Source organism: Novosphingobium sp. BL-S-32, assembly GCF_056857055.1.
In genome coordinates this window covers 1589366-1615514 of record NZ_CM166477.1, presented here as the reverse complement: position 1 = coordinate 1615514, position 26149 = coordinate 1589366, and the positions used below count along the sequence as shown (strand labels likewise).

At 61.8% G+C, this 26149-nt stretch carries 22 protein-coding genes; 8 read left to right on the top strand and 14 right to left on the bottom strand.

The features are described from left to right. The first annotated feature begins 69 nt into the window (after positions 1-69). From AC1VVK_RS23615 to AC1VVK_RS23605, 3 genes are read left to right on the top strand one after another with little or no spacing between them, the layout of a single operon-like run. Positions 70-498 carry a DUF983 domain-containing protein gene (locus tag AC1VVK_RS23615; RefSeq protein ID WP_132391274.1) on the top strand — a complete coding sequence of 143 codons (429 nt, stop codon included), beginning with the start codon at positions 70-72 and terminating at the stop codon, positions 496-498. A gap of 1 nt (position 499) precedes the next feature. After that, on the top strand, positions 500-820 hold the full coding sequence (locus tag AC1VVK_RS23610; protein WP_482905605.1) for a hypothetical protein: 321 nt from the start codon (positions 500-502) through the stop codon (positions 818-820). Positions 821-859: 39 nt separating this feature from the next. Continuing rightward, on the top strand, positions 860-2251 hold the full coding sequence (locus AC1VVK_RS23605) for an aminotransferase-like domain-containing protein (protein WP_482905604.1): 1392 nt from the start codon (positions 860-862) through the stop codon (positions 2249-2251). On the opposite strand, the gene AC1VVK_RS23600 is transcribed toward AC1VVK_RS23605, so the two are convergent. The 5 genes from AC1VVK_RS23600 to AC1VVK_RS23580 form a co-directional block, all read right to left on the bottom strand. Then, complete coding sequence (locus AC1VVK_RS23600) at positions 2248-2655, bottom strand: carboxymuconolactone decarboxylase family protein (RefSeq protein WP_482905603.1); 408 nt, start codon at positions 2653-2655, stop codon at positions 2248-2250. The two genes, AC1VVK_RS23605 and AC1VVK_RS23600, sit on opposite strands and share 4 nt — an antisense overlap. 12 nt (positions 2656-2667) lie before the next feature. Continuing rightward, a complete protein-coding gene (locus tag AC1VVK_RS23595) occupies positions 2668-3684 on the bottom strand; it encodes an alcohol dehydrogenase catalytic domain-containing protein (RefSeq protein WP_482905602.1) in 1017 nt (338 codons plus the stop codon). Next, positions 3681-4871, bottom strand: coding sequence for a sulfotransferase family protein (locus tag AC1VVK_RS23590; RefSeq protein WP_482905601.1), 1191 nt, complete (start codon positions 4869-4871; stop codon positions 3681-3683). Before AC1VVK_RS23590 ends, AC1VVK_RS23595 begins: the two co-directional genes overlap by 4 nt. Positions 4872-4910: 39 nt before the next feature. Continuing rightward, positions 4911-6083, bottom strand: a complete 1173-nt coding sequence (locus AC1VVK_RS23585) for a hypothetical protein (RefSeq protein ID WP_482905600.1) — start codon at positions 6081-6083, stop codon at positions 4911-4913. 132 nt (positions 6084-6215) lie between these two features. Next, positions 6216-7064 (bottom strand): SDR family oxidoreductase, encoded by an 849-nt coding sequence (locus tag AC1VVK_RS23580; RefSeq protein WP_482905599.1) that lies wholly within the window; start codon positions 7062-7064, stop codon positions 6216-6218. 144 nt (positions 7065-7208) lie between these two features. Between AC1VVK_RS23580 and AC1VVK_RS23575 the strand changes: the two genes are divergently transcribed. Together AC1VVK_RS23575 and AC1VVK_RS23570 are read left to right on the top strand one after the other, a co-directional pair. Beyond that, positions 7209-7721 (top strand): VOC family protein, encoded by a 513-nt coding sequence (locus AC1VVK_RS23575; protein ID WP_482905598.1) that lies wholly within the window; start codon positions 7209-7211, stop codon positions 7719-7721. An 84-nt stretch (positions 7722-7805) separates the two neighbouring features. Continuing rightward, a complete protein-coding gene (locus AC1VVK_RS23570) occupies positions 7806-8438 on the top strand; it encodes a TetR/AcrR family transcriptional regulator (RefSeq protein WP_482905597.1) in 633 nt (210 codons plus the stop codon). A gap of 227 nt (positions 8439-8665) precedes the next feature. Here the strand turns inward: AC1VVK_RS23570 and AC1VVK_RS23565 are convergent, their stop codons facing one another. Next, complete coding sequence (locus AC1VVK_RS23565) at positions 8666-9604, bottom strand: magnesium transporter CorA family protein (protein ID WP_482905596.1); 939 nt, start codon at positions 9602-9604, stop codon at positions 8666-8668. Next, positions 9573-11171, bottom strand: a complete 1599-nt coding sequence (locus AC1VVK_RS23560; RefSeq protein ID WP_482905595.1) for a CHASE3 domain-containing protein — start codon at positions 11169-11171, stop codon at positions 9573-9575. The genes AC1VVK_RS23565 and AC1VVK_RS23560 overlap by 32 nt, the downstream gene beginning before the upstream one ends. Positions 11172-11427: 256 nt before the next feature. Between AC1VVK_RS23560 and AC1VVK_RS23555 the strand changes: the two genes are divergently transcribed. The 3 genes from AC1VVK_RS23555 to AC1VVK_RS23545 all read left to right on the top strand — a co-directional run bounded on the left by AC1VVK_RS23555 (position 11428) and on the right by AC1VVK_RS23545 (position 15308). Continuing rightward, positions 11428-12171 carry a dienelactone hydrolase family protein gene (locus tag AC1VVK_RS23555; RefSeq protein WP_482905594.1) on the top strand — a complete coding sequence of 248 codons (744 nt, stop codon included), beginning with the start codon at positions 11428-11430 and terminating at the stop codon, positions 12169-12171. Positions 12172-12730: 559 nt separating this feature from the next. After that, positions 12731-13450, top strand: coding sequence for a cold-shock protein (locus AC1VVK_RS23550; RefSeq protein ID WP_482905593.1), 720 nt, complete (start codon positions 12731-12733; stop codon positions 13448-13450). 964 nt (positions 13451-14414) lie between these two features. After that, positions 14415-15308, top strand: a complete 894-nt coding sequence (locus AC1VVK_RS23545; protein WP_243652743.1) for a CsgG/HfaB family protein — start codon at positions 14415-14417, stop codon at positions 15306-15308. A gap of 145 nt (positions 15309-15453) precedes the next feature. Here the strand turns inward: AC1VVK_RS23545 and AC1VVK_RS23540 are convergent, their stop codons facing one another. The 7 genes from AC1VVK_RS23540 to AC1VVK_RS23510 all read right to left on the bottom strand — a co-directional run bounded on the left by AC1VVK_RS23540 (position 15454) and on the right by AC1VVK_RS23510 (position 26146). After that, positions 15454-17709: an FdhF/YdeP family oxidoreductase gene (locus tag AC1VVK_RS23540; protein WP_482905592.1), complete on the bottom strand. Its 2256-nt coding sequence runs from the start codon at positions 17707-17709 to the stop codon at positions 15454-15456. Between the two features lie 227 nt (positions 17710-17936). Beyond that, positions 17937-21362 (bottom strand): SbcC/MukB-like Walker B domain-containing protein, encoded by a 3426-nt coding sequence (locus AC1VVK_RS23535; RefSeq protein WP_482905591.1) that lies wholly within the window; start codon positions 21360-21362, stop codon positions 17937-17939. After that, positions 21359-22105 (bottom strand): DUF4194 domain-containing protein, encoded by a 747-nt coding sequence (locus tag AC1VVK_RS23530; protein ID WP_482905590.1) that lies wholly within the window; start codon positions 22103-22105, stop codon positions 21359-21361. The genes AC1VVK_RS23535 and AC1VVK_RS23530 overlap by 4 nt, the downstream gene beginning before the upstream one ends. Continuing rightward, positions 22098-23558 carry a Wadjet anti-phage system protein JetA family protein gene (locus AC1VVK_RS23525; protein ID WP_482905589.1) on the bottom strand — a complete coding sequence of 487 codons (1461 nt, stop codon included), beginning with the start codon at positions 23556-23558 and terminating at the stop codon, positions 22098-22100. Before AC1VVK_RS23525 ends, AC1VVK_RS23530 begins: the two co-directional genes overlap by 8 nt. 240 nt (positions 23559-23798) lie before the next feature. Continuing rightward, complete coding sequence (locus AC1VVK_RS23520; RefSeq protein WP_482905588.1) at positions 23799-24638, bottom strand: hypothetical protein; 840 nt, start codon at positions 24636-24638, stop codon at positions 23799-23801. A gap of 492 nt (positions 24639-25130) precedes the next feature. Next, complete coding sequence (locus AC1VVK_RS23515) at positions 25131-25541, bottom strand: VOC family protein (protein WP_482905587.1); 411 nt, start codon at positions 25539-25541, stop codon at positions 25131-25133. Continuing rightward, positions 25538-26146: a pyridoxamine 5'-phosphate oxidase family protein gene (locus tag AC1VVK_RS23510; RefSeq protein ID WP_482905586.1), complete on the bottom strand. Its 609-nt coding sequence runs from the start codon at positions 26144-26146 to the stop codon at positions 25538-25540. The genes AC1VVK_RS23515 and AC1VVK_RS23510 overlap by 4 nt, the downstream gene beginning before the upstream one ends. Positions 26147-26149 lie beyond the last annotated feature (3 nt).

The following is a 26149-nucleotide window of genomic DNA, read 5'->3' as shown; positions in this document are numbered from 1 at the left end:
TATTGAATCCATGCAAATAGCGTTATATATGGCAATAAGACTCAAGCAAATCGATTAAGGCTCCGCCCGATGCTGGATCAAGACGCCACTCCCAAAAGCAAAGGCCAATGGATCTTCCGTTGCGGCCTGAAAGGGCTCTGCCCCCGATGCGGCAAGGGGCCCATGTTCCGTAAATGGCTCAAGCTTCAGGATACGTGCCCGACATGCGGCCTGAACTATAATTTCGCCGCCCCGGACGATGGCCCGGCATTCTTCTCGCTCTGCATCGTGGCCTTTCCGCTCACCTTTTTCGCGGTGTGGTTGCAGGTTGCCTATGAGCCGCCGTTCTGGGTGCATTTGCTGACATCGTTCCCCTTGCTCGGGATCGGCTGCGTGGTTCCCCTGCAATATATCAAGGGGTGGCTGGTCGCTTCCCAATATGTGAACAAGGCGCAGGAAGCAGGCACCGAGAAGCTTTGGGCGGATCTTCATGCCCGCGCCGAGCGCAAGGGCGATTGATATGGGCATGCAAACGTTACCCCGTCGGCTCGATCTTGCATCGCGACTGGTTTTGGACCTCTACGAGGCGATCAACCGCCCCGATCTTGCCGGGATGATCCGCGACGGTAGGGCGGATGATTTTCCCGAAATCGAAGTTGTGGCCGTGCTATTGGCAGATCAGGCGGCAAGAATGGCCCGTTATGAGGCCGCCTTGGTTCAATATGCGGATCCCGGCTTCTGGGATGAAGCAACTCCAGGCGGTGCGCTGGCCAACCACGATGGTGGCGAGATGGCGAGAAACGTTCTTGCCGGGCGCCCGCCGTTCTTTCATCGGGACTGACAAGGCATGCAAACCGCATGCATATTCCGGAAGGCTCCCATGCAAGGCTGGATACCCGACATCAGCGCGGCGCGCGGACCGAAGTACCTGGCGATTGCCGAGGCGCTTTCCCGCGATATCGATGCCGGAACGCTGCGGCCCGGCGAGCGCCTGCTGCCGCAGCGAGCGCTCGCGGAAGCTCTGGCGGTGGACCTGACCACCGTGACCCGTGCTTACGGCGAAGCCCAGCGCCTCGGCCTTATCGAGGGGAGCGGACGGCGCGGCAGTTTCGTGCGTGCCAAGGCGGTTTCCTCGACCGGCATTTCGCTTGGCGACCCGGGCGATGTGGGTATGAACGCGCCGCCGGAAGCATTCGGCGGGACTTTGGCGGTCGCCTTTCGCGACTGCGCCTCCACGCTCCTTTCATCGGATACCATGGCCCTGCCATTCCAGTATCAGCGCAGCGGCGGTGGATCCGGCATACGGCAGGCCGGTGCCGAGCTTCTGGCGGCTCGCAACATTCCCTGCAGTGAAGACAGCGTCCTCGTGGCGGCGGGTGGGCAGAACGCGCTTCACGCCATCTTCAGCGCCGAGTTCAGCGCTGGTGACGTGATCGCGGTATGCGCCTTCGCCTATCCCGGATTGCTGGCACTGGCCCGCAGGTTTGGCGTCGAACTGGTCGCGATCGCTTCCGACGAGGGGGGAATGGACCCGGCCGCGCTTGACGAAGCTTGCGCCGCGCGCCCTATTCGCGGTCTCTACATCGTTCCGACTAACGATAATCCGACGACGGTGACGATGCCGCTTGAGCGGCGGGAAGCCATTGCCGCAACCGTCAACAAGCACGATCTTCTGCTGATCGAAGACGATGCCTATGGTTTCCTGCCAAGGAACCCTGTCAGTCCGATTGCCTCGCTTGCTCCCGACAATACGTGGCACATTGCCAGCGTATCGAAGGCTTTGACGCCGGGACTGCGGGTTGCCTGGCTGCGCGCTCCGGATGTGGCGAGGGCATGGCGGCTCGCGGCCGACATGCACGAGACGGCTATCATGGCCCCGCCGCTGAATGCCGCCGTAGTGGCCGAGTGGATCCGCACCGGCACCTTCGAGAAGCTCGTCGGGGAAGTTCGCAGCGAAGCCCGCGCGCGGCAGGCGATTGCGCGCAAATGCCTCCCGAACGAAGCCTTCGGATCACAGGAAGACGGGTATCATCTGTGGGTCGCGGCGGGCGAGGGCGCCAATGCGCAGCACATTGCGGACGCTCTGCGCCAGCACGGTCTTTCCGCGATTCCGGGAGATGCTTTCGCGGTCGACCGGGCATCGAACTCGGGAAGCGCCATGCTTCGTGTCTCGATCGGCGGATCGATTTCCAGAGAGAGATTGCAACGCGGCCTGATCTTGTTGGCTGCTCTGATCCGTCCGGAGGCATCCCGAAGGGTCAGTCTGGTTTAATCCGGAACCGCACGGCTGGAAGCGATGTCCTGGAGTGCGTCCTTCATCGCATGCTTGGCCGTGTTCGCGGCCGGAAAACCGGCATAGGGCACCGCGAGGTAGAGCATTTCCTCAAGCTCTTTTTGCGTGATCCCGAAATCCAGCGCGATCCGCACGTGGTGCTTCAATTCTTCCGTCTGTCGCAGCGCCATGAGCATGCCGATGACGACCGCGCTGCGCATACGGTTTTCCAGACCCTCGCGGGACCAGACGGTACCGTAGGCGAATTCGGCGGCCCAGGCCGCGCATTGCTTGCCGAAATCGTCGGAGTCGATGTGTTCGCGCAGGCCCGCCTCAAGTGGTTCGCCAAGAACGTCACCGAGCAGCCGAACGCCGCGTTCCTGCTTGTCGGAAGGGGTTCCCATCGCTTTCACACCTCACAATTCGTTACAGCGAACGTGGACTTTGGTCTCGTCATTCGGGCCGCGCAGAGTGGCGAACATCGCGGGAAGGTCGATCAGCGGGATCTCGTTGGTCACGATGGTCTTGGGATCGACGTGGCCCTTATCCATCTGGCTGGCGATGTACGTAAACTCTTTCATCGAATAGCCCACCGCGAACTGGATCGAGACGCATTTGTACGATGCAATCGCGGGAATGATCGGATCGGGCGCGGTGCAGAAGCCCAGCGAGACGATCCGGCCGAACTGGTCCGCATGCTGGATCGCCTTGGTAAGCATGCCCTCGGCGCCGACGCATTCGAACACGATCTGCGGCGCGCCGCCCAGCGCTTCCACGACCTCGCCGATCTCGTTGTCGCCATAGGTAACGAAAGCGTCCGCTCCCATCGCCAGCGAGAGATCCTCGCGGCGCGCCGAGCGCGACATGGCGACGATGCGCCCGGCGCCCAGTCGCCGTGCCCAGTAGATCGCGTAAAGCGCGACCGTGCCGCCGCCCAGCACGAGCACCCGGTCGTCCGGCTTGATCGCCGCGAAATTGACGCCGTAGAGGCTGATCGCCAGCGGTTCGATCAGCGCGCCGTCGGTCAGCGACAAGGTAGAGGGCAGCCGCGTCGCGACGCTTACGGGAATACTGGCGAACTCCGCGAAACCGACCATCGCCTTGGCCGGGCTCGACCGGCACAGCACGTTATTGCCGTGAGCATGGCAGGACTGGCACTGGCCGCAGGCTACCGAGGGCAGCACCGCGATCCGTTCGCCGATCCGGAACCCCTCGACCTCGCGGCCGAGTTCGACGATCTCACCCGCATATTCGTGGCCGAAGCGGGCGTTCGGGCCGTAGTCCCAGACCCCGCCCTTGGTCATCGACAAGTCGGTTCCGCAGATGCCGCAGCGATGCACGCGGATGAGCACTTCGCCCGGGCCTGGGCGAGGGTCCGCCACTTGCTCGATGACGATGGGCTGGCCTTTGCCGGGATAGATCGCCGCCTTCACTTGGCCTTCTCCACCAGATCGTAGCGCTGGATATAGTCTCCGAACGGCGCCCGCGCCTGTTCTTCGGTCATGCCGTAGTCTGCGATCGCATAGCGATGGACGCCGTGCTGCAGTTCCGGCTTTTCCTCGATCCGCCGCGCGAAACCGGCGCGGGTGGTATCGGGAATGTCCATGCCGATGAAATCGTAGATGCGTTCGAGCACGTCCATCGGCTGCCGATGGAAATCGCGGTGCACCACGTCGAGCACTTGCCCCGGATGGCGGCTGCGGACCGCCTCCGCCTTGCGGACTGCGTTTGCCCATTTCGCCACTTCGCGTTCCAGCATGATCGCCGCGCGTTGGTCGGCGCGGTCCTGTTCGATGGTTGGGTGCGAGGCCATCAGCAGCGAGACCAGCGAGGGGATCGCCTTGGCCGGATCGCGATGCGTCTGGATGACTTTGGCATCGGGAAACACCGCAAACAGCAGGTCGAGATTGTCGATATGGCCGGGGTTCTTGAGCAGCCAGCGCTTGTCGCGATCGTTCACGCCGATGAGCTGGACGCATTGGCGATAGTAGTCGTAGGCCGGTGCTTCGCTCTGGCATTGCCACCAGGCGTCATAAGTTGCCGCCGACCAGCCGCAGTTCCAGAGGTTCGATACGAACGAATGGCGCAGCAGCATGCAGCATTCGTGGACTTCCTCGGCCGCGACGTGATGCGCGGCGCGCTTTTGCGGCGCCACCGCATAGCGTGCCTCGATCAGGGCGAGCGACTTGCGGAACTCGGGATAGTTCTCCCACTGCTCCACCGGCGGCCGGGGCATCGGCGCGTCGAGCAGCCAGGTCTGCAATCCCTGAAAGCGCGGATCGACCGCCATCAGGCGGTGCAGGGCAGTGGTGCCGGTACGAGGGATGCCGGTGATGACGACCGGGCTGGCGATGGCGACCGCATCGAAGCCGGGATTGTCCTTCATTGCGCGGAAGGCCCCGGCGCGGCTGCGCAGTACGCCGACGATCTGGCCCCAGGCGGCCCGCCGGCCCCGATCGGTGAAGTGCGTGTCATAGTCCATCGACTGGAGCATGACCTTCAGGCCGGGGAGATAGTCGCCGGGCCCGAAGTCGTCATGGCCCAGTTCGGCGGCGACGATCTCATGCGCCCGGTCGCTGGCGGTGCGGAATTGCTCCGGTGGATCGTAACCGAAATCCATGGCCTGACTCTCTCTTGTTTTTTGCCGGTGTTCGCGCTGTTACCAGCGCCGCCGCCGCTGACAGGCGCGCACGCGCTGGCGCAGTTCCTCGGCGCGCTCCTCGGGTGTCACCACCGGCGTATCGGCAGGCAGGTGCGCGCGCAGGTCGGCAAGCTTGACGCGGGTGATCGTCGGGGTGGGCTCGCTGTCGCAGTCGTACCAGCGGCCGTAGATACCGCCCTCGGTATAGCCCGCCGGATCGAGCCAGTTCGGCACGCCTGGATCTTCCAACGCGATCACGGCGAGGTACTTTCCGTCCGAGCCGAGCTTCGCATAATGCCCGTTGGAGCTGGAAATCCGATAGACGTATTCAAGCGCGTTGAAGTACGGATCGTTGAGCTGGATGTTCCAGTACGGCGCCCGGGCCGGGATATCGGTCTCGATGATGAGCGCCTCATCCGGCTCGAACTGGAAGCAGGCCGGCCAATAGACCTGTTTGACCAACGCGCCGGGCATGCGGATCGGTTCGAAGACATTGAAGCCGACCCGTTCCTTCACGCCGTTCTGCATCGGGTAGTAGAGGTTGGTCTTGCGGCCCGGGAACTTCGCCATCTCTCGGATGCGGCGCAGGATTTCCTCGGGCGAAAGTCGCGGCTTGGGCGGGACGGGATCGAGGCACTCGATGGAGAGGCGCGGGTCCACTTCGTTCAGCCAGTCGTAGCTGCGATAGCGCAAGTAGAGATAGCCTGCCTCGGGATCGATCTTCGCCCACTTGCCCTCGTAACCGGCCGGACGTTCGGCGCTGAAGATCACTGAGAAATCCTCGCCGAGTTCCAACCCCAGATCGGCATCGTCCACTTCGTTGTGGCCATTGGGGCGGGGCATTTCGTCGACCGACCCGGACTGCACCTTCTGGCTGGTGAAGGAGAGGATCTTGCAGGTGCCGCGATTGCCGGAGATCCGGTAGGTCAGGTCGCCCCGGATCGGCGACTGGACGTAGATATCGTCCGGATTGGGCTGAAGCGTGTAGACCGGGTTCCACAGTGGCGCCCAGTCCGGATGCTCGGGCGTGGCGTGAAAGTACGCGAAATAGGCGTAGGACAGGCTGGTCATCGTCTGGCGATAGACGTCCGCCCGGTAGGCGGGATCGTCCGGCCGCCATGTCTTGTCCAGATTGACGACCGCGCTTTCAAGATCGGTCAGATAGGCAAGCAGCGTTGGTTCGATTTCCACGACGGTAGCCTCTCCCTGCCGATGCCCGGACCGGCGACATAAAAGATAGTGATAACTATCTATCTTTGTGAACGCGCTTCCGGCAAGCGATTTTCCGCAGCCGATGCCCGATCTCTCTACGCTGCAGCGATCTTACTTCTTTTGGCTGCCCATCATGAATGAGGGATCGATCGCCCCGGTCATGACGCCGCTGGCGAAGCCCTGATCGGTATAGAGAAACGATCCGGTCACCGCGCCGTTGAGCGGGCTGTTCAGCAGAATGAGCGGCCAGGCCTGATCCTCCGCCGTCGCGATCCGGCCGAGAGAGGGGTAGGGCCAGCTATCGAGGAATTCCTGGCTCAGCACGTCGGCGGACTGTTCCATGAACGCCGTCTTGGTGGGGCAGGGGCCAATCGCGTTGAAGCGGATGCGGCGGGAGTTGCCCAGTGCCACTGCTGCGTTCTGGACCCAGACAACCAGCATTTCCTTCGACGTGGTGTAACCATCGCGCAGGCGCTTCGCGGGATCGGCCTCTACCCATGCCAGCGCTTCGTCGGGATCGGAGATGGCCAGCATTTCAACGCTCTGGGCAAGGTTCTTCTGCCAGCCCATCGCGGCGTCCGAGGAGATCAGCGCTATTCCGGCGCCATCGGCGAGCGAGGGGACGAGCTGTTCCACCAGCAACCGCGTGCCGATGTAGTTTACCCGCATGCAGTAGAGCGCGCCCTTCACATGGGGCGGCAATCCGGCGCAGGGAAACAGAAAGTCGATGGGCGCCAGCGCCTTGAGCGCCTCGGCTGTAGCGCGGACTTGCGCGAAATCGGACAAGTCGCAGGCGTGGAACCCGGCATGAGGTACCTTGGGCGTCTGGATATCGACGATGTGCACCCGGGCCCCAAGTTCGCCGAGAATGCGGGCGACGGCTTCGCCCATGCCGGACGCTCCGCCCGCGACGACCACGGTCTTGCCCCGATATCCCAGCCCATCCAAGCCCTGCACCATTACGCGCACTCCCATCCCGATTGCTTCCGGCTTGGGTGCCGGTTTTCGCGCTCCTCATTACGGCGGCGCTATTGGCGATGCAAGATAGATAGCATACACTATCATTATGTGCCGAAGGCAATCGGATAGGGGAGTGTCGAGTCAATGGATCTCAAGCTCGCAAGGCAGGGTGGAACTTTCGATACCGGATCGGGCCTGCTCCGCGCCGAGCATTTTCAGATGGCCTACGCCACCAACGATATCGAAAAGGCGCGGGAGTTCTTCGCCAGCGGTCTGGGTATTCGCGAATTCCGCAGGCTGGAGGGGCCGCTTGCGGCAGGTGGCTACATCAAGGCCGATTTGGCGTGGGTCGGCTCCATCATGTACGAATTGATCGAGGCGACCGGGCCGGGCTCGGCGATCTACATGAGCCGGCAGCCCGCCGGCGAAGGCGTGAAGATCTGGCATCACCACCTAGGCTTTCTCATTCACGATAAGGAGCAGTGGGACGGCGTGATGCGGCAGGCGGAACGCAATGGCTGGGATATTCCCTATCGCAGCAGCAATTCGCTGCTCGACGCCTGTTTCGTCGATGTGCCGCAACTGGGGCACTATCTGGAATATCTCTTCGCCAATCCCACCGGGATCGCGTTTTTCGAATCCGTGCCCCGGCAATGACCGGGCCCTGTTCGATCTACAGGTTTCCTTCCGGGGACCATCTGGCGTAATCGGCGAATGCCGACACGAACAACTGGAGCCCCCGTGGAATCAACGAAGCCTGCACGCCGCAAACGGCGCACCTCCGAGGAAGTGACCAGCCGAATTCTTCAGGCGGCCGAGGCGGAATTCAGGCAGTGCGGCTATTCCGGCGCCACCACGGCGGCCATCGCGCGCAAGGCGGAAACCACCGAGGCGCAGCTTTTCCGGATGTTCTCGTCGAAAGCGGCGCTGTTTCGGGAGGCGGTGTTCCGCCCCCTGAACGACCATCTCGAACGCTTCAGTTCCAGCCATGCGGTCGGCAGCACCAACAGGGGCACCCGGCGCGAGAACGCGGAACTGTACATTACCGAGTTGCAGCGCTTCCTCTCGGAGCATTCGCAGCTGTTGCTGGCCGTGCTGACCGCCAGCAATTACGGTCAGCAGGATGCGACCGGTTCCGAGGCTATCGACAGCCTCAATGCCTACTTCGAAAAGGGCGCGCAGGTACAGGAGCAGCGCGTGGGGGAAAAGCCGCGCGTCGATCCGCGTCTGATGGTCAGGGTGTCGTTCGGAGCGGTCCTTGCCAACGTGATGTTCAAGGACGTGCTGTTCCCTAAAGGCTTGGCCGATGATGACGATATCAACGCTGCGATCGTGGATTTCGTGCTCGACGGTATCAGCGCCAATTCCGAATAGAGCGTTTCATTAGTGCGCCACGTTCGAATGGAGCGTGAGCAATCGATATATCGCTTCGTCGCCCTCGCGAATGCGGGGGCCCCGCTTTCTTGCGGTTTCGTGCCACGCAAAAAGGAGCGGGATCCCCGCCTTCGCGGGGATGACGGGGTTTGGGGGCCGATTTTGTTGTTTAGGGGCGGTCGGGGAGAACGGCTCTGGCATGATCGTTCCCCGGCAAACTGACGCTCCTAAATCCAGTCCCTCCACTTGAACCACAGATAGGGAATGATGGTCGACACAAGGCACAGGACGAGCGCGAAGGGATAACCTAACCGCCAACTCAGTTCGGGCATGACGTGAAAGTTCATGCCGTAAATGCCAACCACAAGCACCGGCGGAATGCCCACCACGGACGCGACCGTCAGCACTTTTACCACGTCATTCTGCTCGATACTGATAAAGGCAGTCGCAGCGTCCTGCTGAAGCTGGATACGGCCGCCCAGGCTGGTCTCGAACTCGTCGAGCGAGTTGATGTCGTGGCGCAGCGATTCAAGCCTGTCCTGCATCGCCTGGTCGAGCTTCGGCGTGCAGCGATCGAGAACGAAGCTCACCATGCGCCCGATACTCAGGAACGCATAACGTGCACGGGACGCACGGTCGCTCGCCTGGCCCATGTTGCGTATGATCTCGCGGATCTTTCGCGTTTCTCTCCGGAGCCCCTGTCTGGTGGTCTCCTCGAAAAACAGCGATTGAGATGCCTGAGACACGATTTCCGAGGCGTGTTCGAGGTGGTCCGCCGCACGGTCGACAATGTCTTCCAGCAATGCCGCAAGCGCGGACGCCGAGGTGAGCTGCGGCGCATGTCGCAACTCGTCGGCAACAGACGCAAATGTCGCCAACTCGGCATAGCGAACCGTGACCAGCACTTCGGGCGTGAAGATGAAGCCGGTTGGCGCCAGTTGCCAATGCCCTGTATCGACCCCCGCAATCAGGGGCGCGCTCATGTAAAGGATGTGGCCGTCGGCGCGGAGGCGGCTCGACGTTTCGATTTCCCGAAGCGCGTCCAGATCCGGGATATGGATGCCATAGCGCTCCCGGACCATGTTCCGCTCGCCCTCATCGGGTGACAGCAGATCCAGCCACTTGGCGTTGCGCTCATCCTGCCCGTTCGGGAACGCTCTCAGCATGTTGCTCTCCCGCGGCACGGTACACGGGAACAACAATTGGATCTGGACAACGTTCCAAGTGCGCGGAGGCGGGGCTTTCGAACAGCGAATCGATGGCCGAGCGACAGTAATTCACCTTTTCATCGACCGACAGGCTCAGGCCGCGATCGGGCTCTATCAGCAGATGATCGCTTTTCGTGTCGCGCTGCACGGTCAGCGTCACCGAACCGCGCGCCGTGAATTTGAAGGCGTTGGACAACAGTTTCTTCATGATCTGCTCGACGCGCTGGGCATCGGTGTTGATGCGCGCCGGCAGAGCCGGATCGTGCTCGATGTGGAACGCCACGCCCTGGTCGCGCGCCACGGGCTCGAAGCTCTGGCTGAGATGACTGACCATGGCATCGACGGGGGTGTCCTCGGCAATGATGCTGATCTTGCCGGCCTCTACCTTCGACAAGTCGAGAATATCGTTGATGAGACCCAGCAGTTCCAGCCCGCCATTATGGATGACGCGCGCCTCTTCCACCTGTTCGGCCGTCAGATTGACTGTCTCGTTGGCCGCAAGCGCGCGCGACAGGATCAGCAGGGAATTGAGCGGCGTGCGCAGCTCGTGGCTCATATTGGCGAGGAATTCGGATTTGTATTTCGACGATTGTTCGACCTCGCGGGCCTTTTCCTCGATCAGGCGCTTGGCTTCCTCCAGATCGCGCGACTGAGCGCGGATGCGTTCGTTCTGCTCCTCCAGCGCGCTGGTCTTTTCCTCAAGCTCCTCGTTCGACGCCTCGATTTCCTCGTTCGAGACTTTCAGCTCTTCCTGCTGCATCTTGAGCTCTTCCTCGCGCCGTTCCAGCTCCTGCGTGTAAAGCAGCTGCTGGGCCAGCGAGCGGGCACGGCTGCGCTGATAGAGCCAAACGGCAAGGACGATGCAGGCATAGGAGATCAGCGTAACGATCCCCATCAGCCATTTGTTGTGATCGAGATTGGCGGCGTCGACTTCCTGACGCTGCCGGAGCAGATGTTCTTCTTCCGCGCCCATGATGGTGAGTTGCTCGCGGACGCGCTCCATCAGCGACCGGCCGTGGATCAGCGTCGCTTCCGCCACGGCTGCGGGCTGCTCGGGAGCCTGAGGTCCGCGCGCATTTATCGTTGCGGCCAGATAGTCGAGCAGGGCCCGGCTTCTCACGTCCATCTCGTCGAGATTGGCCTGTTGAGAGGGATTGTCAGCCGTCAGGTTGCGCAGCAGCACCAGTTCCTGCCGGATGGAGCGGTGTTCGGGCGTTCCGCCATCATCGAGCGAGGCGCTTTTGCCGTCTCGCAGGGCATCGTGATAGGCCTGAAGAAAGTCGGGATTTCCGGTCAGCAGATAGCCGGGCTGCCCGGTCCCGGCGCTTTCATGGAGATCGCGCAGGAGGGAAATGTGCCGACGGACCAGGTAAGTATGATCCACCCAGCCGCGCGCCCGGCCGAGCGCGGCATCCTGACTTACGAACATGAGCGCAGCGAACAGGTAAACGAGGGTAATCACGCCTATGGCAATTGCCGTGGCATGGCGGGCAAGCAGGTTTTCCCTTGGCGGCGCAGGCGTCATGCGAGGCTCCCGGAATGCCGGAGGCCGCGATGGCGTTATCGGGAACCGTCGTGGCCGGCCCCTGTTGATGGATCGAAAGTTCCTTTTATTGCCTAATGATACCTTAGGTTTTGGTACGCATATAAAGCGCGGCCAGGGTCACGTAATCGCCAAGAATCTGTCATTCGTTCGACCGGCAGGCTTGGCCTCTTACGAAACCAAAGCCAGCCCTTATATGCGCTTCGCCATTTCTCCCTGCCCCGAAGGACAGCGCTTTATGCCCCAAGAGACCGTATCGATCCAAACCGCTGACGGCACCTGCACTACTTACGTGCTCACGCCCGAAGGGGAGGGCCCTTGGCCCGCGGTCATCTATTACATGGATGCCTTCGCCATCCGGCCGGCCGTATTCGAAATGGCCAGGAACCTGACCGATGCGGGCTATCTGGTGCTGTTGCCCGACCTGTTCTACCGCCATGGACCCTATGAGGCGCTGGTCCCCAAGGACGTGTTCGCCAACAACGCCTTCGCCACGGACGTGGCGCCGCTGATGGCGTCTACGGACAATCACAAGGCCGGTCGCACCGATACCGAGGCGCTGATCGCCTATCTCGACACCCGCAGCGATGTGAAGGGTGACAAGATCGGCACCGTCGGTTTCTGCATGGGCGGCGGCATGGCCATTGCTGCGGCAGGCTTCTTCCCCGATCGCGTGGCGGCAGCGGTCAGCTTCCACGGCGGCAATCTGGCCACTGACAAGGAGGTCAGCCCGCATCTGCTGGCGCCGCAGATCAAGGCCGAACTGCTGGTTCTGGGCGCCGATAATGACCATTCCTATCCGCTCGACATGGCTGAGCGGCTGGAAGCGGCGCTGAATGAAGCGGGCGTGACCAATACCTGCAAGATCTACGAGGGCGTTGCCCATGGGTGGACGAAGCCCGATTTTCCGATTTTCGACGCTGAAGCGACGGAACGCGGCTGGGGTGAAGCGCTGGCACTGTTCGATGCCCACATGAAGTAAGCGGACGCCATCCGTGCCAAGGCCCGGAATCGGATAAATCTTCGTTGGAGCGTGATCCGAACGCTGAATCGGATCACGCTCTTTATTCTTTGTTCTCCGCATATTCCGAGTCGCCGGAGGATGTCTGGAAATTCGCCGAAAGCGAGTTTTCCGGCACCGACCGGCATTTTCCAACAGACTCTCAGGGGCTTAGGCCGCGATTGAAAATGCCCAAAAATTCGTAGCATACGACAGAGTTTTTTCGGAGGGTGAAAACCCGGATTATGTGCTGTCGAGGCTCGAATCACCTCTGTCCGATATGGTCAGACAAGGCCGCCGATCACCGTATTTGCGATGGAATTCGCGGTTTTTCTCATTCGCGATGGCGGCGGCGGATACCGAAATTGGCCGCCTTACGGAATTACTTAGCTATTGATCTTCTGCCGCTGCCATAGGCATAATCGCTTTACAGGTACGCGCTGGGCTTTTTTCCTGCTACTACGTCCTGACGCCCTGCGTGCTGCGTCCACGCGCATGGGTGAATTTTTTTACTGAGCGCAGCGAAGGTACGTTCGTAGTCATGGCATTTGACAGAGGAAATCGCGGGAACGGCCGCGGCAAGCGGGATCGTTTCGGAGAGGGCGATTCGAACCCATTTGGTGGTGATCGTTTCGGCGGTTCCGACCGGTTTGGCGGCGGTGGTGACCGCTTTGGTGGCGGCGGCGATCGCTTTGGCGGCGGCGGCGGCGGTTTCGGCGGCCCGCGCGGCGGCGGCGGTGGCGGCTTCGGCGGCCCGCGCGGCGGCGGTGCCCCCTCGGTAGTCGTTGGCGAAGGCCGCGGCGTTGTGAAGTTCTTCAACTCGGATAAGGGCTTCGGCTTCATCCAGCGCGAAGACGGTGGCGACGATGTGTTCGTGCACATCAGCTCGGTTGAGCGCGCCGGTCTCAGCGGTCTGGCCGAAGGTCAGCAGCTTGAATTCCAGCTCGTCGATCGCGGCGGCAAGATCTCGGCCAGCGAACTGGTGGTCGTGGGCGAAGTGATCGCCGTTGCCAAGCGCGAATCGGCTGCGCCGCAGCGCCAGCTGACCGGCGAAAAGGCCACCGGCACCGTGAAGTTCTTCAACTCCATGAAGGGCTTCGGCTTCATCACGCGTGATGATGGCCAGCCGGACGCCTTCGTGCACATCAGCGCTGTCGAGCGTGCGGGCCTCTCGGGCTTGAACGAAGGCGATCAGCTTGAGTTCGAGATCGAAGTCGACCGCCGTGGCAAGACCTCGGCTGTAAACCTGGCGGCACGCTGAGTTTACACTGACTGCGAGCCGCTCTTGCGAGACGGCTCGGGAGCTTGATGCTCTGATAATGTTCTCGCGGTGGAGCGATTTGGGCGGCTACGTCCGAAGTCTCTCCACCGCGTAGGGCTCGGCCGACTGGCTGCGCGGGCCCAAATTCATCCCCACTCGAATTTCAGCGGACGCGAAGAGACATGTCCTCGCGTGATGCGTTCTGCTGTCCGAATATCCGGATGGTTTGTTCGCCGGACGCTGGCGATCCCCTTGGCAACGCGCGCTCAGACTCATGTCGTCCACGGCCACCACCCGGACCGTCCGCGAAGAAGGCGCCGCCTTCACCGCGTTGTAGCGCTACATGTCCGTCTCAATCGTCGATCCGCAATGGTGGCTTTATTCATCAAGGCCGCTGAATAGATCATCCAAGATGGCGGATCCTCAACGGGCGGCGGCGGCCGCATTCCATTTTCCAGTAGCCGATTTGACGTTCTGTTTTCCCATCGATCCGATTGGGGGGGCGGGATGAGGGCTTCATCTGCCTGCCAAGAGCACTGTCGTGCACTGGTGAGACGTTCGTCCCTCGCAGCGCCACAGTCCGGAAAAGCCGTTTGTTAATGAAAAATAACGAAAAATGAATATACGGGCACCCGAACATGCCGGGTGCCCTTTTTGTAAGATAACGATTTGGCCTTCTCGGTGGCGGCATTGCGCATTGGAAGAATTTTTTTGAATCTCGCGAAACAAAATGAAGAGTAATAAAATTAAAATAAATATCCAGATGAATAGCATTTTATTTCTTATAATTCGTCATATTCAGAAAAACTATTAGACCGAACTCAAATAATTCGTGTTCGGAAGATGTTTTCCAAATATATCCGTGTTGATGGAATAATTTATTGTTTCCAAAAGGAGGACTTCATTGCTTCGGTTTGTTTTAATTTCGTCGGCCGCAATTTTGCTCGCCCCTTCCACTTCGGCGTTGGCTGCACAGCCAACGGGCGCGCAGAAGGCGCAGGTCGCAGCCGAGAATGACGTTCCCCACTGTGAGCGCAAGCTGGGCACCGTGTCGGTAGCTGATGGAGACGATCCGTTTGGATGGACCCAATTCAGCCTTGCGCCGCCTTCCAAGCTGCTCAAGGTGCTGATCCAGCGGTCGGGCTGCTTCAATCTGGTCGATCGCGGCACGGGCCTTCGCGCGGCCGAACAGGAGCGCAACATCGGCAACGGCCTCGGTTTGCAACGCGGGGCCAATGTCGGCGTGGGTCAGATCAAGGCCGCCGATTATGTCCTTGTGGCCGAGGTTCAGGCCGCGAACCGCAACGCCAGCGGAAGTTCCGTCGGTGGTCTTGTGGGCGGTCTGGTCGGAGGGCGCTTCGGAGCGCTGGCAGGCGGTATCAATAGCCGCAAGATGGAGGCGAACACGGTGTTGTCGCTTACCAACGTGCGGACCACCGAGACTGTACAGACCGCCGAAGGCTATGCGGTCAAGAACAGTCTCTCGTTCGGTGCGGGCGGCGGATCCGGGTTCTTTGGAGGCGGTATCGGCGCGGTCGGCGGCGGGTATGACAATACCGACATCGGCAAGATCGTGACGATGGCCTTCATCCAGGCCTATTCGAAGATGGTGACCGATCTCGGTCTGCTCCAGCCGGGTTCAGCTGCCACGGCCGAGGCCGCCCCGACCAAGACCTTCACGGCGATCGGTCCGGTCGCGATGCACAAGACGGCCGCCGCTGGCGGGGTCATTCGCACCCTGCCATCGGGTGCGATGGTCTACCCGACCGGCAAAAAGAATGGCCTGTGGTGGGAAATCGCCGACGAGAACGACAATGTCGGCTGGGTGCTCAATACCAAGCTCGCGCCTACGCAGTAATTCCCGGCCCGATGGCCCGATAATCGCCTGACGTTGCCGGCCTCATTGAAGAGAGCCGGCAGCGCTTGGTTGGCGCGGCATGCCGCCGCCCGCTGGACTGAGCAGCGACCGGCTATTGAGATGTACGAAGCGACACTTCCTGCATTTATGCATCCGCCGTCGATCGGGAGATGGATACCGCGATCGATTTGTAGGCAGGCGTGCCGCTGGCGGGATCGAAATCCTCCAGCGGAACAAGGCAGTTCGCCTCCGGATAGTAAGCCGCCAGCGAGCCTCGGGCGATGGCGTGCTTGATTACCGTAAAGCCCTTGAGCGCGCGCCCGGAGGGCGTAGTCACGTCCACCACATCGCCATGGGCAAGGCCCAGCATGCTGAGGTCTACTTCGTTGGCGAAGATCACGTCGCGCCGCCCGGTCACGCCGCGATAGCGGTCGTCCAGGCTGTAGATCGTGGTGTTGTACTGGTCATGGCTGCGGATGGTGGTGAGCAGCAGCGGCCGCGCGCCTTCGTGCGGCACGATGGGATGGGCGATGAACTGCGCCTTGCCGCTGGGCGTGCTCCACACGCGGTTGGTCGGCCCGATGGTCAGGCGAAAGCCGCCGGGCTCTCGCACGCGGATGTTGAAATCGTGGAAGTCGGGATAGACCTGCTCGATGCCCTCGCGAATGCGGTCGTAGTCGGCCACGAGCGCGTCCCAGTCCACCTGTGTATGCGGCATCGCCGCCTTGGCCAGACCCGCGACGATGGCAGGTTCGGACCGGACATGCGGCCCCGGCGCCTTCAGCTTCCCGCGTGAGGCGTGGACCATGGACATGCTGTCTTCCACGGTGACGAACTGCGGGCCCGCCGCCTGCACGTCCAGTTCCGTCCGGCCGAGGCAGGGCAGCACCAGCGTTTCCTTGGCGATCAGCAGGCAAGTGCGGTTGAACTTGGTGAGGATGTTTACCGAGAGATCCAGCTTGCGTACAGCCGCGAAGCAGGCCTCGGGATCGGGCATGGCTACGGCAAGGTTGCCGCCCAGCGCGATCAGGGCCTTGGAGTGGCCGTCGCGCATGGCTTCCAGCGCCTCGACCGCGTTGTGGCCGTGTTTGCGGGGGGCGGCGATCCCGTAGGCGGCGTCCAGCCGTTCGAGCATCGCCTCGGCCGGGATCTCGGTAATGCCCACCGTGCGGTCGCCCTGCACATTGCTATGGCCGCGCAGTGGGCAGATCCCGGCGCCCGCCTTGCCGAAATTGCCGCGCAGCAGCAGGAGATTGGCGATCGACTGCACGTTCTGCGTGCCATGGCGATGCTGGGTGATGCCCATGCCGTAGCAAACGATCACCCGCTCGGCGTTCATGTAGACTTTCGCCATCGCTTCGATGGCATCGCGGGTCAGGCCGGACGTGGTCTCGATCCAGTCCCACGAGGTTGCGTCGAGATCGGCCCTGAGCGCCTCGATCCCCTCGGTGTGTTCGGCGATGAAGGCATGGTCGAGCGCATCCGCCTCGATCACCAGCTTCATCATGCCCTTCAGCATCGCCATGTCGCCGCCGATCCGCACCTGATGATAGGCGGAGGCCAGCGGCGTCGCATGGGTGGAGAGCATCTCGGTGGGATGCTGCGGAGACTTGAAGCGCTCCAGCCCGCGTTCGCGCATCGGATTGGCGACCACGATCGGCACGCCCCGCTTCGATGCTGCGGCCAGCGTGGAGAGCATGCGCGGATGGTTGGTGCCGGGATTGTGGCCGATGCAGAAGATGGCGTCCGCATGGTCGAAGTCTTCCAGCGTCACCGTGCCCTTGCCGATGCCGATCGACTTGGGCAGGCCCACGCTCGTCGCCTCGTGGCACATGTTGGAGCAGTCGGGGAAGTTGTTGGTCCCGAACTCGCGCGCGAAAAGCTGGTAAAGGAATGCCGCCTCGTTGGAGGCGCGGCCCGAGCAGTAGAATTCGCAGGCGTCCGCATGGTCCAGCCCTTGAAGCACCGCTCCGGCGCGCGCGAAGGCCTCGTCCCATGGGATCGGCACGAAATGGTCGGTCTCGGAATCGTAGCGCAGCGGCTCGGTCAGGCGGCCCGCGTCCTCCAGCGCGTGATCGCTCCAGGTCCACAGCTCGCTGACCGTATGGCGGGCGAAGAAGTCGGGATCGACACGCTTGACGGTGGCCTCCCAGGTCACCGCCTTGGCGCCGTTCTCGCAGAATTCGAACGAGGACGTGTGCTTGGGATCGGGCCAGGCGCAGCCGGGACAGTCGAACCCGTCCGGCTGGTTCATCTGCAACAGCGCGCGGGTATCGGGGCTGGCCTTCATCTGCTCGCGCACAGTGCGCGCAACGGCGCCCAGTGCGCCCCAGCCGCCGGCCGGGCCCTTGTAGTCGCTAATGCCCGTAAGCGTGTCATCGGCGGTCCGATTGTCGGCCATTGCTGGGGTTCCTTCCGGTTATCCTCGATCCCGCTCGTGCGGCGGATTCCAGCTTCGCAGGGATGGTGGATGATTCCGCCAAGGGTTCAAGCACGATGTGACCAAACGCGCTATTGCTGACGGAAACGTGGTAGTGTCGGTGGGGATCCTGCGCCATCGATGTTGCCCCAGTGTCAGTACTCAGGCGGGCTGGCCGCGCCGGGAAGTCCCCTTATAAGTCAGGCACGTCACTGGGCAGCATCGGCGGCTTGTGCTTCCTGCGAGAATCTCTCCTTGAAGAGGTCAAAGGGCTCGTTGCCGGGATTGGCCTCGCGGAACGCCTCGCGGCCGGCGTCTTTGAGATAGTCGGCATAAAGCATTGTCGTGGTGCCGATGCGCCGCACGGAGAGGACGGTGTCCATTTGCTCCATGAATACGCCGAGCTTTTCAATTGGCGCGCAGGCGATGACCTGGAGATTGAACTCTCGAAGCAATGCCAGGCAGCTGTTCACGTTTCCGCCGTCGAGCGCGTTGAATGCCTCGTCGAACAGGATGATCCCGAGCCCAAGCCTGTCCCGATTGTCTTCCGACGAGTGGCACACGTTCGACATCGCGCAGGCCATGGCGATGTAGAACGGTACTTGCTTCTCGCCGCCTGAGCCGCTGCCCTGGCGCTTGGCGTAGTCCGAAGTGACGCGCTCGCCGTCGAGCGTGGTGGTTTGCAGATCGAAGTGCAGATAATTGCGATAATCGCTGATCTGCTCGACGTTGTCGCCCTCGTCGATCATCCGCTTGATGCGCTCGACGCCTTTCATCAGACTCGGTTCGATTCCCGAATTTGCATCGTCGAACAGCGTGCTGACATCGATGCTGTTGAGTTGCACCCGGCGTGCAATCTCTACGATCTCGGCAAAGAAGCGATCGGGCTTCACGTCAAACCGATAGAGTTCACCATGGAACGGTCGCATCTGGAGGCTGCGATTGAGACTGCGGATTTGCCGTTTCGCGCCTTCGATGCGGTCATGCAGTTTGACCAGCATGTCCGTTTTGAGCGACGTCTCGATCGACGTACGCGCTTCCTGGGCTTGCTCGCGGTAGTCGCTTAGCGCGTTGTTGACGATGGCTGCCAGTTGCTTCTCAAGCCATTCCAGCTGGATGGCCGGGGCATCCTCGCGTCGGAACTGGTCGGAAATACCGGCTTCGAAGGCGTAAGCGTAAGCTTTCTGCGGCGCCTGCACTGCCAGGTGACTGACGCGGCTGCGTGCTCTGGTGGCCATGTCCTGCGCCGCGATCTGCACGTTTTCGAGCAGCCCGCCCTGTTCACGCATCAGGTGCTCGAAATCGGCCATGGCCGCGTCGCGCTCGTCGGACGGCAGGATATCGCGGTCGGCGAACACGCCTTGCGCCTTTTCGAGACCTGCTTCGGCGCCCGACAGTTTTTCCTTCACAATCCCCACCATGGGGCCGGCGACGCGTTCGGCGGCCGCGTCGGCTTCAAGTTGCTGACGCAGATCTTCGAGATCGGATTTCAGCCCTTCGAGGCGGTCCTGAATTTCAACGGGCCGCTCACCTTCCAGAGTTCGGATGTTGTCCCGGATCTGTGCGACCGCTTCAGCGGCATGATGGCGAATGCGTTCCAGCTCTTCGAGGTTGCGACTGCCGCCGACTTCCAGGAATTTCTGGATGCCTTCGATAAGACCCTTCAGCGCTGCGGAATCGGCCTCGTGACGCGTATAGGCGCGCTCCTGCGATTCCAGCAGGTTTTCGAGGATGGGGATGTTCTTGCGATTGGCGTCCTTGCCGAGCCGGTGGACCCGGGCCGGGCGCCGATTCTCGATCGAGCCGCCCGACGCAACGAGACAGTCGGGCGTAACCGCGCGGTCGAAGCGGAGCAAGTCGTGCTCGCTGTCGACCCGGCGCACCGCGTTCAACCGGCGGTTGATGAAGGCTCGCGCATGAACGCTCTCGGTGGCGATGATGTCGGCCAGGCTGCCTGCCGTCGGCGCTTGTCCAATTTCTCCGGTCTTCGTGGTGTTTACGATCTGCGTGCCGGGATAATCCCTGCGTTGCTGGCGGAGCAGGGTAATCGCGCGCTGCGCTTGATCGGGCTCGACCACCAGCGCTTCGCCTGCCGCACCCAGCAGCGTTTCGGCGGCATCGGTCCAAAGCTCGTCGGTGACTTCGACGAGTTCTGCGATAGGGGTGGCTTCGATGTCGTGCGCGGCCAGATACTGAATGAGCCGCAATGTCGGGTCCGCGATCAGCGCCTTGCCGCCGGAGAGACGCTGCAACTGCTCCCGGTTTTCGCGGATCTGGGATCTCAGCGTGACGAGATTGGTGAGGTGGCTGTCCCGTGCGCCCTGAGCTGCGACGGCATAGCGCTCCAGCGGCTCGAGCGTGCGATGAACGATCTGATCGACATCGCGCGCGGCAAGGCTGGTCTCGCCGCCTACTCTGGCGCGCAAGGCCGCCAGTGCATCGCGTGCCTGTTGATATTCGTCCTGCGCATAGACCAGCACCAGTTTGTCGGCGAGGCTGGCCGCGGCCGCGACGGAGGCGAAATAGGCCTGATAGGCTTGCTCGGCATCCGTATGCGCGCGCTCGGCATTCGGCAGGTTGATCTCGCGAAACCCGCGGATCGCCTGCTCCCGGCTATCGTTGTCGAGAGCCCGGGTGATTTCCTTGATCTCGTCCTGCGTCCGCGTGAGCGCCTCGCGGGTTTGCTTCACCCGGCGCTCCGCCAGTTCCCACTCTTCCTGCTTGCGGGCGAGCTGATCGGTTACCGCCTTGACCCGCTCGGCCAGTCGGTCGCGTTCGGCCTTGCCCGCCACCCAGCGCATGCGGACTTCTTCCGACATGCGGTCGAGCAGTTCGCGGTAGGCTGTTACCGCTTCGGTGACTTGCTGCTTCTGCTTCTCCAGCTCGTCGATCTTTTTGAGCAGGCCGCGCCAGGTCGCGACCGACTTTCTCAGCTCCTCGATATTGAGCCCGGCCGGATCGAGTAGGAATTCACGCACGAACTCGGTCGCCGACTTCATCTCGCGGATGCGCAGGCCGTTTTTCAGCGTCTTGAGAAACTTCTCGGGATCGGCGTGATGGCCTTTGCCGCCCAGCGCCATGAGCACGCGCCGGGTGAAATGGGTGGGGCGATGCCCGAGATTATCGAACCCCGGCACGCGCCTGAGCCGTGTTACCAGCTCGTCGTACGGCAAGACATAGGGCTTGCCGTCGATGTCCTGAAGAAAATCGGTGTCACGCAGGGCCTGATCGGGCGCGATGAACGCGCCCAGTACCTCTTCGCTTTGCTGTCCTTCCACGGCGCTCATGCCGACGCCGATCGTCCAGCATTTGCCATCGCGCTCCCGTTCGAACACGAGCGAAACGTAGCTGATGCAATTGCTCCGCAGCGTCTCTCCGGCGACCCTGCCAAGGCAATAATCGTACACCGAGCGAGTTTCGCCGACTTTGCGGGTCTGGCCCGCCGTGACGTTGGCGCTGGCGTTCAGCTGGAAATAATTCCTGTTGTTGCCGGTCAGCACGACCTGGATGGCGTCGAGTATTGACGATTTGCCCGCCCCGTTCGGGCCGATCAACGACGTGCTGCCGCGCACGTCGATGGTCAGGCTTTCAAAGGTGTACCAGTTGATCAGATTGATGCGGCTGAGTTTGATCATTGCACAATTGCCTCGTCCGCGAGGGCGTCTTCGCCCTCATCCGATGTAAAGGCGGCGTCATCGACGGGGGTGCCGTCGTCGCCGTCATCTTCTGCGAAGTCGGAGAGCCCGCCGGGGATTTCTGCGGTGTCCTGCCGCGCATGGGTGGCGGCAATCCACTCCGCGATCCGTGCCTGATAGGCCTCGCCGGTGACGCTTCGGATCGCCGGCCGGATGGTGATGGCGACCCCGTTCTCCAGCGGAATATCCTCGCCAAGGTCGATGAAGCGGCGCTTGCGGAATGCCTCAAGGATCTTGCGAACGCGCGGCCACGGCGGCCGGGGCCGTGCAACCCACTGGTCGTAGCGCTCCAGAACTTCCATGGAAGTCGTCGCGATGAGGCCGAATTCTTCCTGGCTCATCGACACGACGCCCTGCTCGAAGGTGGCTCGCAGGGCGAGGAGAATGATCGTCTCGTCAAGCGAGAGCATCGTGCGGGTCAGGCTGTCCTGAGGCCGCAGTTCGATCATCATCTCGTCGGGCTTTATCACGAGGTCGCGTCCGAGTGCATCGAACAGCCCGCCAAAATAGCCTTTGTGGCGCACGATCAGGTCATAGGTTCCCGAGGCATTGTAATCGTCGCGGAAGAGGCATTGTTGCGCCAACAGACGATCTGCCGCTTTGACCATCATCTCCTTGGTGAGATCGCGGTTCTGAGGACGGTCGAGCAGCTCTTCGAGATCGTAGAGAGTTGCGTTAGCCATGATCGATTTCCAGATTTTCGGGAAGATTGCGGTAGACGCTGAAGGCCGAAAACGCGGACCAATCGGTGTCTACCAAGGTGTCGAGATCGTGCGACACGCGGAACCGGCGCAGCAATTCCTTGCTGCCGAACATATCGAGTTGCCGGACCCCTTGCAGAAGCAGGGCATCCTCGGGTGTTTCGACGACAAAATCACGGGCATGAAGTTCCGCCGCGGATCCGAGGTTGCGCTCGATGTAGCCGGCGATCTTATCCGGGGTGACGGAGAGACGCACCAGATAGGCCTGCTGCGCCCGGTCGTAAGCGTAGAGCGCAGGATCGATTTGCGTTTTCTGTACCGAAGTAGGTGTTGCCGTGACGCGCCGGGATGATGGGCTGGCCAGGTTTCCGGGCCCCCAGTGACGCACCGGATCGGCGAGGTCGGATGGAACGGGAAGCGGGGCGTCCCAATCGAGATCGGTCGCGCCGACATCCCGCAGCAAATGGGTCAGGCGTACGAGAGTAGAGCCATCTATCTCGTTCATATAGCTGATGGTCCGCGCAATGCGCTGTTCCAAACGGCTGCGAAAGGCGTCGATGTCATCCAGCCGTTCCTCGGCGGCATCGAAGATCCGCTTCACCTGGCCGAGATGCTGACGCACTTTGGAAATCGCGATTTCGTACGAGGAGGCAAGGCCCTGGGCGACATACCCCTCGGCAAAGGCGGCAACGATCTCGTTGTCGTGTTCGTAATCGGAAATGATCTGGATGATCCGATTGCGATGACGAAACGGATTGTTGGTCGTCTTGATGGCGCGGTAGTCCGAGATCAGCACTTCTTCGACGAATTGAAAGAAGCTTGCCAGGATCCGCGTGGGCTGGGGATCGGCAACGATGCGCTGCTCATGCGCGCGCAAATTCCCGATGATGGCCGACAGGTGCTGCTGGAAACGACGGGCCCGCGCAGCACTGTCCGCCAGGGATGAGGCCTTGTCGAGCGGGTTGTCGCCCAGTCGCTCGATGACGCTTTCGAGCGCGGCGATCGTGCCGCCGAAATGAACTGCCTCGCCCTCTTCGATCGCGCTTAGCGTTTCGAGAAGCATCGAAACCGAGGCTTCAAGATCGACCATCTGCACATAGCCGCGGCGATGTTCGACCAGCCAACCGGCCTGCTTCAGGCGGAGATAGACGTTATTCGGGTTCTGGCTTGCATCCGCGTTTGCAGCGTCCGCGGCAAAGTCCTCCACGAGATCGGACAACCTGTCGATCTGCACGGCAATGAAGGCAACAAGCTCGTCCTTGCGAACAGGCTTGGCGTAATTCTCTCCGAAGAACTCGCGATAGATCCACAAGATCAGCCGGGCATAGTCACGCTTGGCAGCGGACGCCAGAATACCAAACAGACTCGGCGGAAGATGCCCAAACAACGTATCTTTTATTGTACCGTCTTGTTCTGACTCGCTTGCTTCGTACATCGTAACCTTGTCGGGTGTGGGCGGCCCATTCGCTGCGCGGCGGTTCTTTCGCAGCGCGGGCTGGGGCGGATAGAGCGCGCCGTTTATGACCGCAACCAAGTCCGATTTTCTATGAACATGTTATAGCATCGGGCAGCGCGGGCGTGCACGCCCGCGCTGCCCGTGAAGGGGATGAACCCATCCTCCGGCGCGGGATCGAGGCCGCATTTGGCCGCGTTCCAGCGCCGAGACATGTTCCGGTCAGCGATGCGGGCCGCGGTAGTAGCCGTGATAACCGCCCCGGTACCCGTATCCCGGGCGACCGTAGTTATAGTGGCGATAATAAAAGGCGTGATAGGGATAAGGCCGGTAGGTCCAGCGGTTGTCGATGAATATCCACGGACGATACCATTCCGGTGCGGCATAATAATAAGGCTGGCCATAGCCTTCGTAATAGAAGGCCGGCGCGCCGCCGCGCATGACATAGCCCGGCGGGCAGCCCGGGCTGGTTTCCCCGGTGCTGGCGCTGCCTACCGCTGCCCCGCCTACCGCACCCATGGCGCCGCCGACGATTGCGCCCGTGCCATGGTCATGCCGTCCCGCGACACTGGATCCAAGCAGGGCGCCGAGCAACCCGCCGATCAAGGCGCCCGATCCGGCATTGTTGCCCGAACGCACGCAATAATGCTGGGCCCAATCTTCGGCACGGGCTTCGTAATAACGATCCTGCTGGATCTGCTGCGCGTAAGCCGGGTCCTGCTGATAGCCCGGCGGCGGCGGGGGCGGTTGCGATCCATCATAGCCGCGCGGCGCCGCGGCGGCATAGCTGTCAGGCGGCGGCGGCGCGTATTGCCCGCCGTACTGGCCCCCATACTGGCCCTGATACTGGTTTGGATATTGGCCTTGATACTGGCCGTCCGGCCGCGGCGGGCTGTATTGCTGGTCGTACTGGCTCTGATTTTGCGCAGGATATTGCCCCGGATCCTGACCATTCGGCGCAGGCGGCGGAGGCGGATAATTGCCGGACGATTCGGGCGGCGGGTAGTCCTGCGCCGAAGCGGAGGCGAGCGGTGTCGCGACCGCGACCAGACCCACCATCATATACGCTCCTGCTTTTTGCAGCCTGCCAGTCATGTCCACTCGTCCTGTCCAATTTCGAGCGGCGAATCTGCCATCCCAAGTGTGAACTGCCGCTGACGCGCAATGTTATGAAATATCTTCAAATGTAACAGGCGGGTCGCAAGACCCTTCGGTTGCGGTGCCGGACCGAGATCCGCTGCGCGCGTCCTGCGGTCGGGAGAGGGGAGGGAGAAGCAAATCGACGTGATTTCCATCACGCGCGTCCTGCGGGCTTCGCATTATCGGAGGGTCTGGGTGCGACGCGAAAAGACATATGGACTTTGAAATGATCGCAATTGCGGCGCGAATTTTGTGCCACTTCAATCAGCACGGCCGGGGCGAACATGCGCGCTGGAACGGTGTTCGCTGGGAAAGCGATTGCAGCCGGTGCGGCGCGCCCATCGTGCGCATCGCACATCGGGTCTGGCACCGGCGGCAGTAGCTGAAGCCCTTTCCGGTTCGGCGGGCATCGCTTCACACAAAGGGTGTGGCGAATTCCATCCGGATGCCGCCGGGAATGAACACCAGGAAATGACGCGTTGTTGCCCCCGGGCGGATCGGGCTGGGCGGGACATCGACAATGACTTCCGGATGAGCGCTCACCTTGCGCCATGCCTCTTCCAGCGCATCGTCGTCCGCCACGGCCAGGGAAAGGTGGTGCAGGCCGATATTGGCGCGCCGGTCGAATACGCGGGCGGTCATCGGGTCGGCGGCGCGCCAAAGGGTCAGCAGGACGGTGCCGTCCGACACGAAGATCGAGGGGTAGTCCGGTACCCCGCCGACTTCATCGAACCCCAGAACACCGCAGAAGAACGCGCGCGCCTGATTGAGGTCCGGGACAGTCAGGCCAACGTGATGGACGCCGTGTGTTAGTGTGTCGGTCATGAGTTCATTCCTTCCAGTTCGGAGACGCGGGAGCGCAGCCGGGCCAGTTCGTCGAGCAGGGGCCGGACGCCCTGCGAGATCTGTGCTTCGGTGAAACGCGGGGTGATGTGCTGGGGGCAATTCCAGTCGAAACCGACCACATCGATCACGAAAGCCCGTTCCGGCTCGGCGTCGTAGTCGGGTACCATCAGCGCCGCGATGTCCGCCGGATCCTCGCTGGCATGGGCATGGCCGATCATCTTGAGCCGGCGCCGGCTTGGATAGTCCATAAGGAACAGTGATACGCGGTCGTCAGCGGCGAGGTTTGCGGCTGACAGATACTGCCGATTGCCCCGATAGTCGGCAAAGCCGATGCGATTGCCCGCGAGCTGCCGAAGAAACCCGGCCGGACCGCCGCGATGCTGGATGTAGGGCCAGCCGTCTTCGCTGACGCTGGCCATGTAGAAGCTGTCACGGGCGGTGATGAAGTCCAGCTCGCGCTGGGTCAGAATGTCCATTTCGCCCGCGTGGGCTTCCATTCGCGCGTAAGAGCTGCGCGAACCCGCCGCCTCCTGCAAAGCGCGAGCCCCGGGGCCGAACATGGTGTGGAGGAAAGTCTGTGCCATGCG

Excerpts from the sequence above, each read along its gene's own strand:
- AC1VVK_RS23605 (WP_482905604.1), top strand. The coding sequence starts at position 860 with ATGCAAGGCTGGATACCCGACATCAGCGCGGCGCGCGGACCGAAGTAC.
- AC1VVK_RS23600 (WP_482905603.1), bottom strand. The coding sequence starts at position 2,655 with ATGGGAACCCCTTCCGACAAGCAGGAACGCGGCGTTCGGCTGCTCGGT.
- AC1VVK_RS23525 (WP_482905589.1), bottom strand. The coding sequence starts at position 23,558 with ATGTACGAAGCAAGCGAGTCAGAACAAGACGGTACAATAAAAGATACG.
- AC1VVK_RS23615 (WP_132391274.1), top strand. The coding sequence starts at position 70 with ATGCTGGATCAAGACGCCACTCCCAAAAGCAAAGGCCAATGGATCTTC.
- AC1VVK_RS23560 (WP_482905595.1), bottom strand. The coding sequence starts at position 11,171 with ATGACGCCTGCGCCGCCAAGGGAAAACCTGCTTGCCCGCCATGCCACG.
- AC1VVK_RS23550 (WP_482905593.1), top strand. The coding sequence starts at position 12,731 with ATGGCATTTGACAGAGGAAATCGCGGGAACGGCCGCGGCAAGCGGGAT.
- AC1VVK_RS23565 (WP_482905596.1), bottom strand. The coding sequence starts at position 9,604 with ATGCTGAGAGCGTTCCCGAACGGGCAGGATGAGCGCAACGCCAAGTGG.
- AC1VVK_RS23515 (WP_482905587.1), bottom strand. The coding sequence starts at position 25,541 with ATGACCGACACACTAACACACGGCGTCCATCACGTTGGCCTGACTGTC.
- AC1VVK_RS23610 (WP_482905605.1), top strand. The coding sequence starts at position 500 with ATGGGCATGCAAACGTTACCCCGTCGGCTCGATCTTGCATCGCGACTG.
- AC1VVK_RS23530 (WP_482905590.1), bottom strand. The coding sequence starts at position 22,105 with ATGGCTAACGCAACTCTCTACGATCTCGAAGAGCTGCTCGACCGTCCT.
- AC1VVK_RS23510 (WP_482905586.1), bottom strand. The coding sequence starts at position 26,146 with ATGGCACAGACTTTCCTCCACACCATGTTCGGCCCCGGGGCTCGCGCT.
- AC1VVK_RS23535 (WP_482905591.1), bottom strand. The coding sequence starts at position 21,362 with ATGATCAAACTCAGCCGCATCAATCTGATCAACTGGTACACCTTTGAA.
- AC1VVK_RS23540 (WP_482905592.1), bottom strand. The coding sequence starts at position 17,709 with ATGGCCGACAATCGGACCGCCGATGACACGCTTACGGGCATTAGCGAC.
- AC1VVK_RS23580 (WP_482905599.1), bottom strand. The coding sequence starts at position 7,064 with ATGGTGCAGGGCTTGGATGGGCTGGGATATCGGGGCAAGACCGTGGTC.
- AC1VVK_RS23520 (WP_482905588.1), bottom strand. The coding sequence starts at position 24,638 with ATGATGGTGGGTCTGGTCGCGGTCGCGACACCGCTCGCCTCCGCTTCG.
- AC1VVK_RS23555 (WP_482905594.1), top strand. The coding sequence starts at position 11,428 with ATGCCCCAAGAGACCGTATCGATCCAAACCGCTGACGGCACCTGCACT.
- AC1VVK_RS23590 (WP_482905601.1), bottom strand. The coding sequence starts at position 4,871 with ATGGATTTCGGTTACGATCCACCGGAGCAATTCCGCACCGCCAGCGAC.
- AC1VVK_RS23575 (WP_482905598.1), top strand. The coding sequence starts at position 7,209 with ATGGATCTCAAGCTCGCAAGGCAGGGTGGAACTTTCGATACCGGATCG.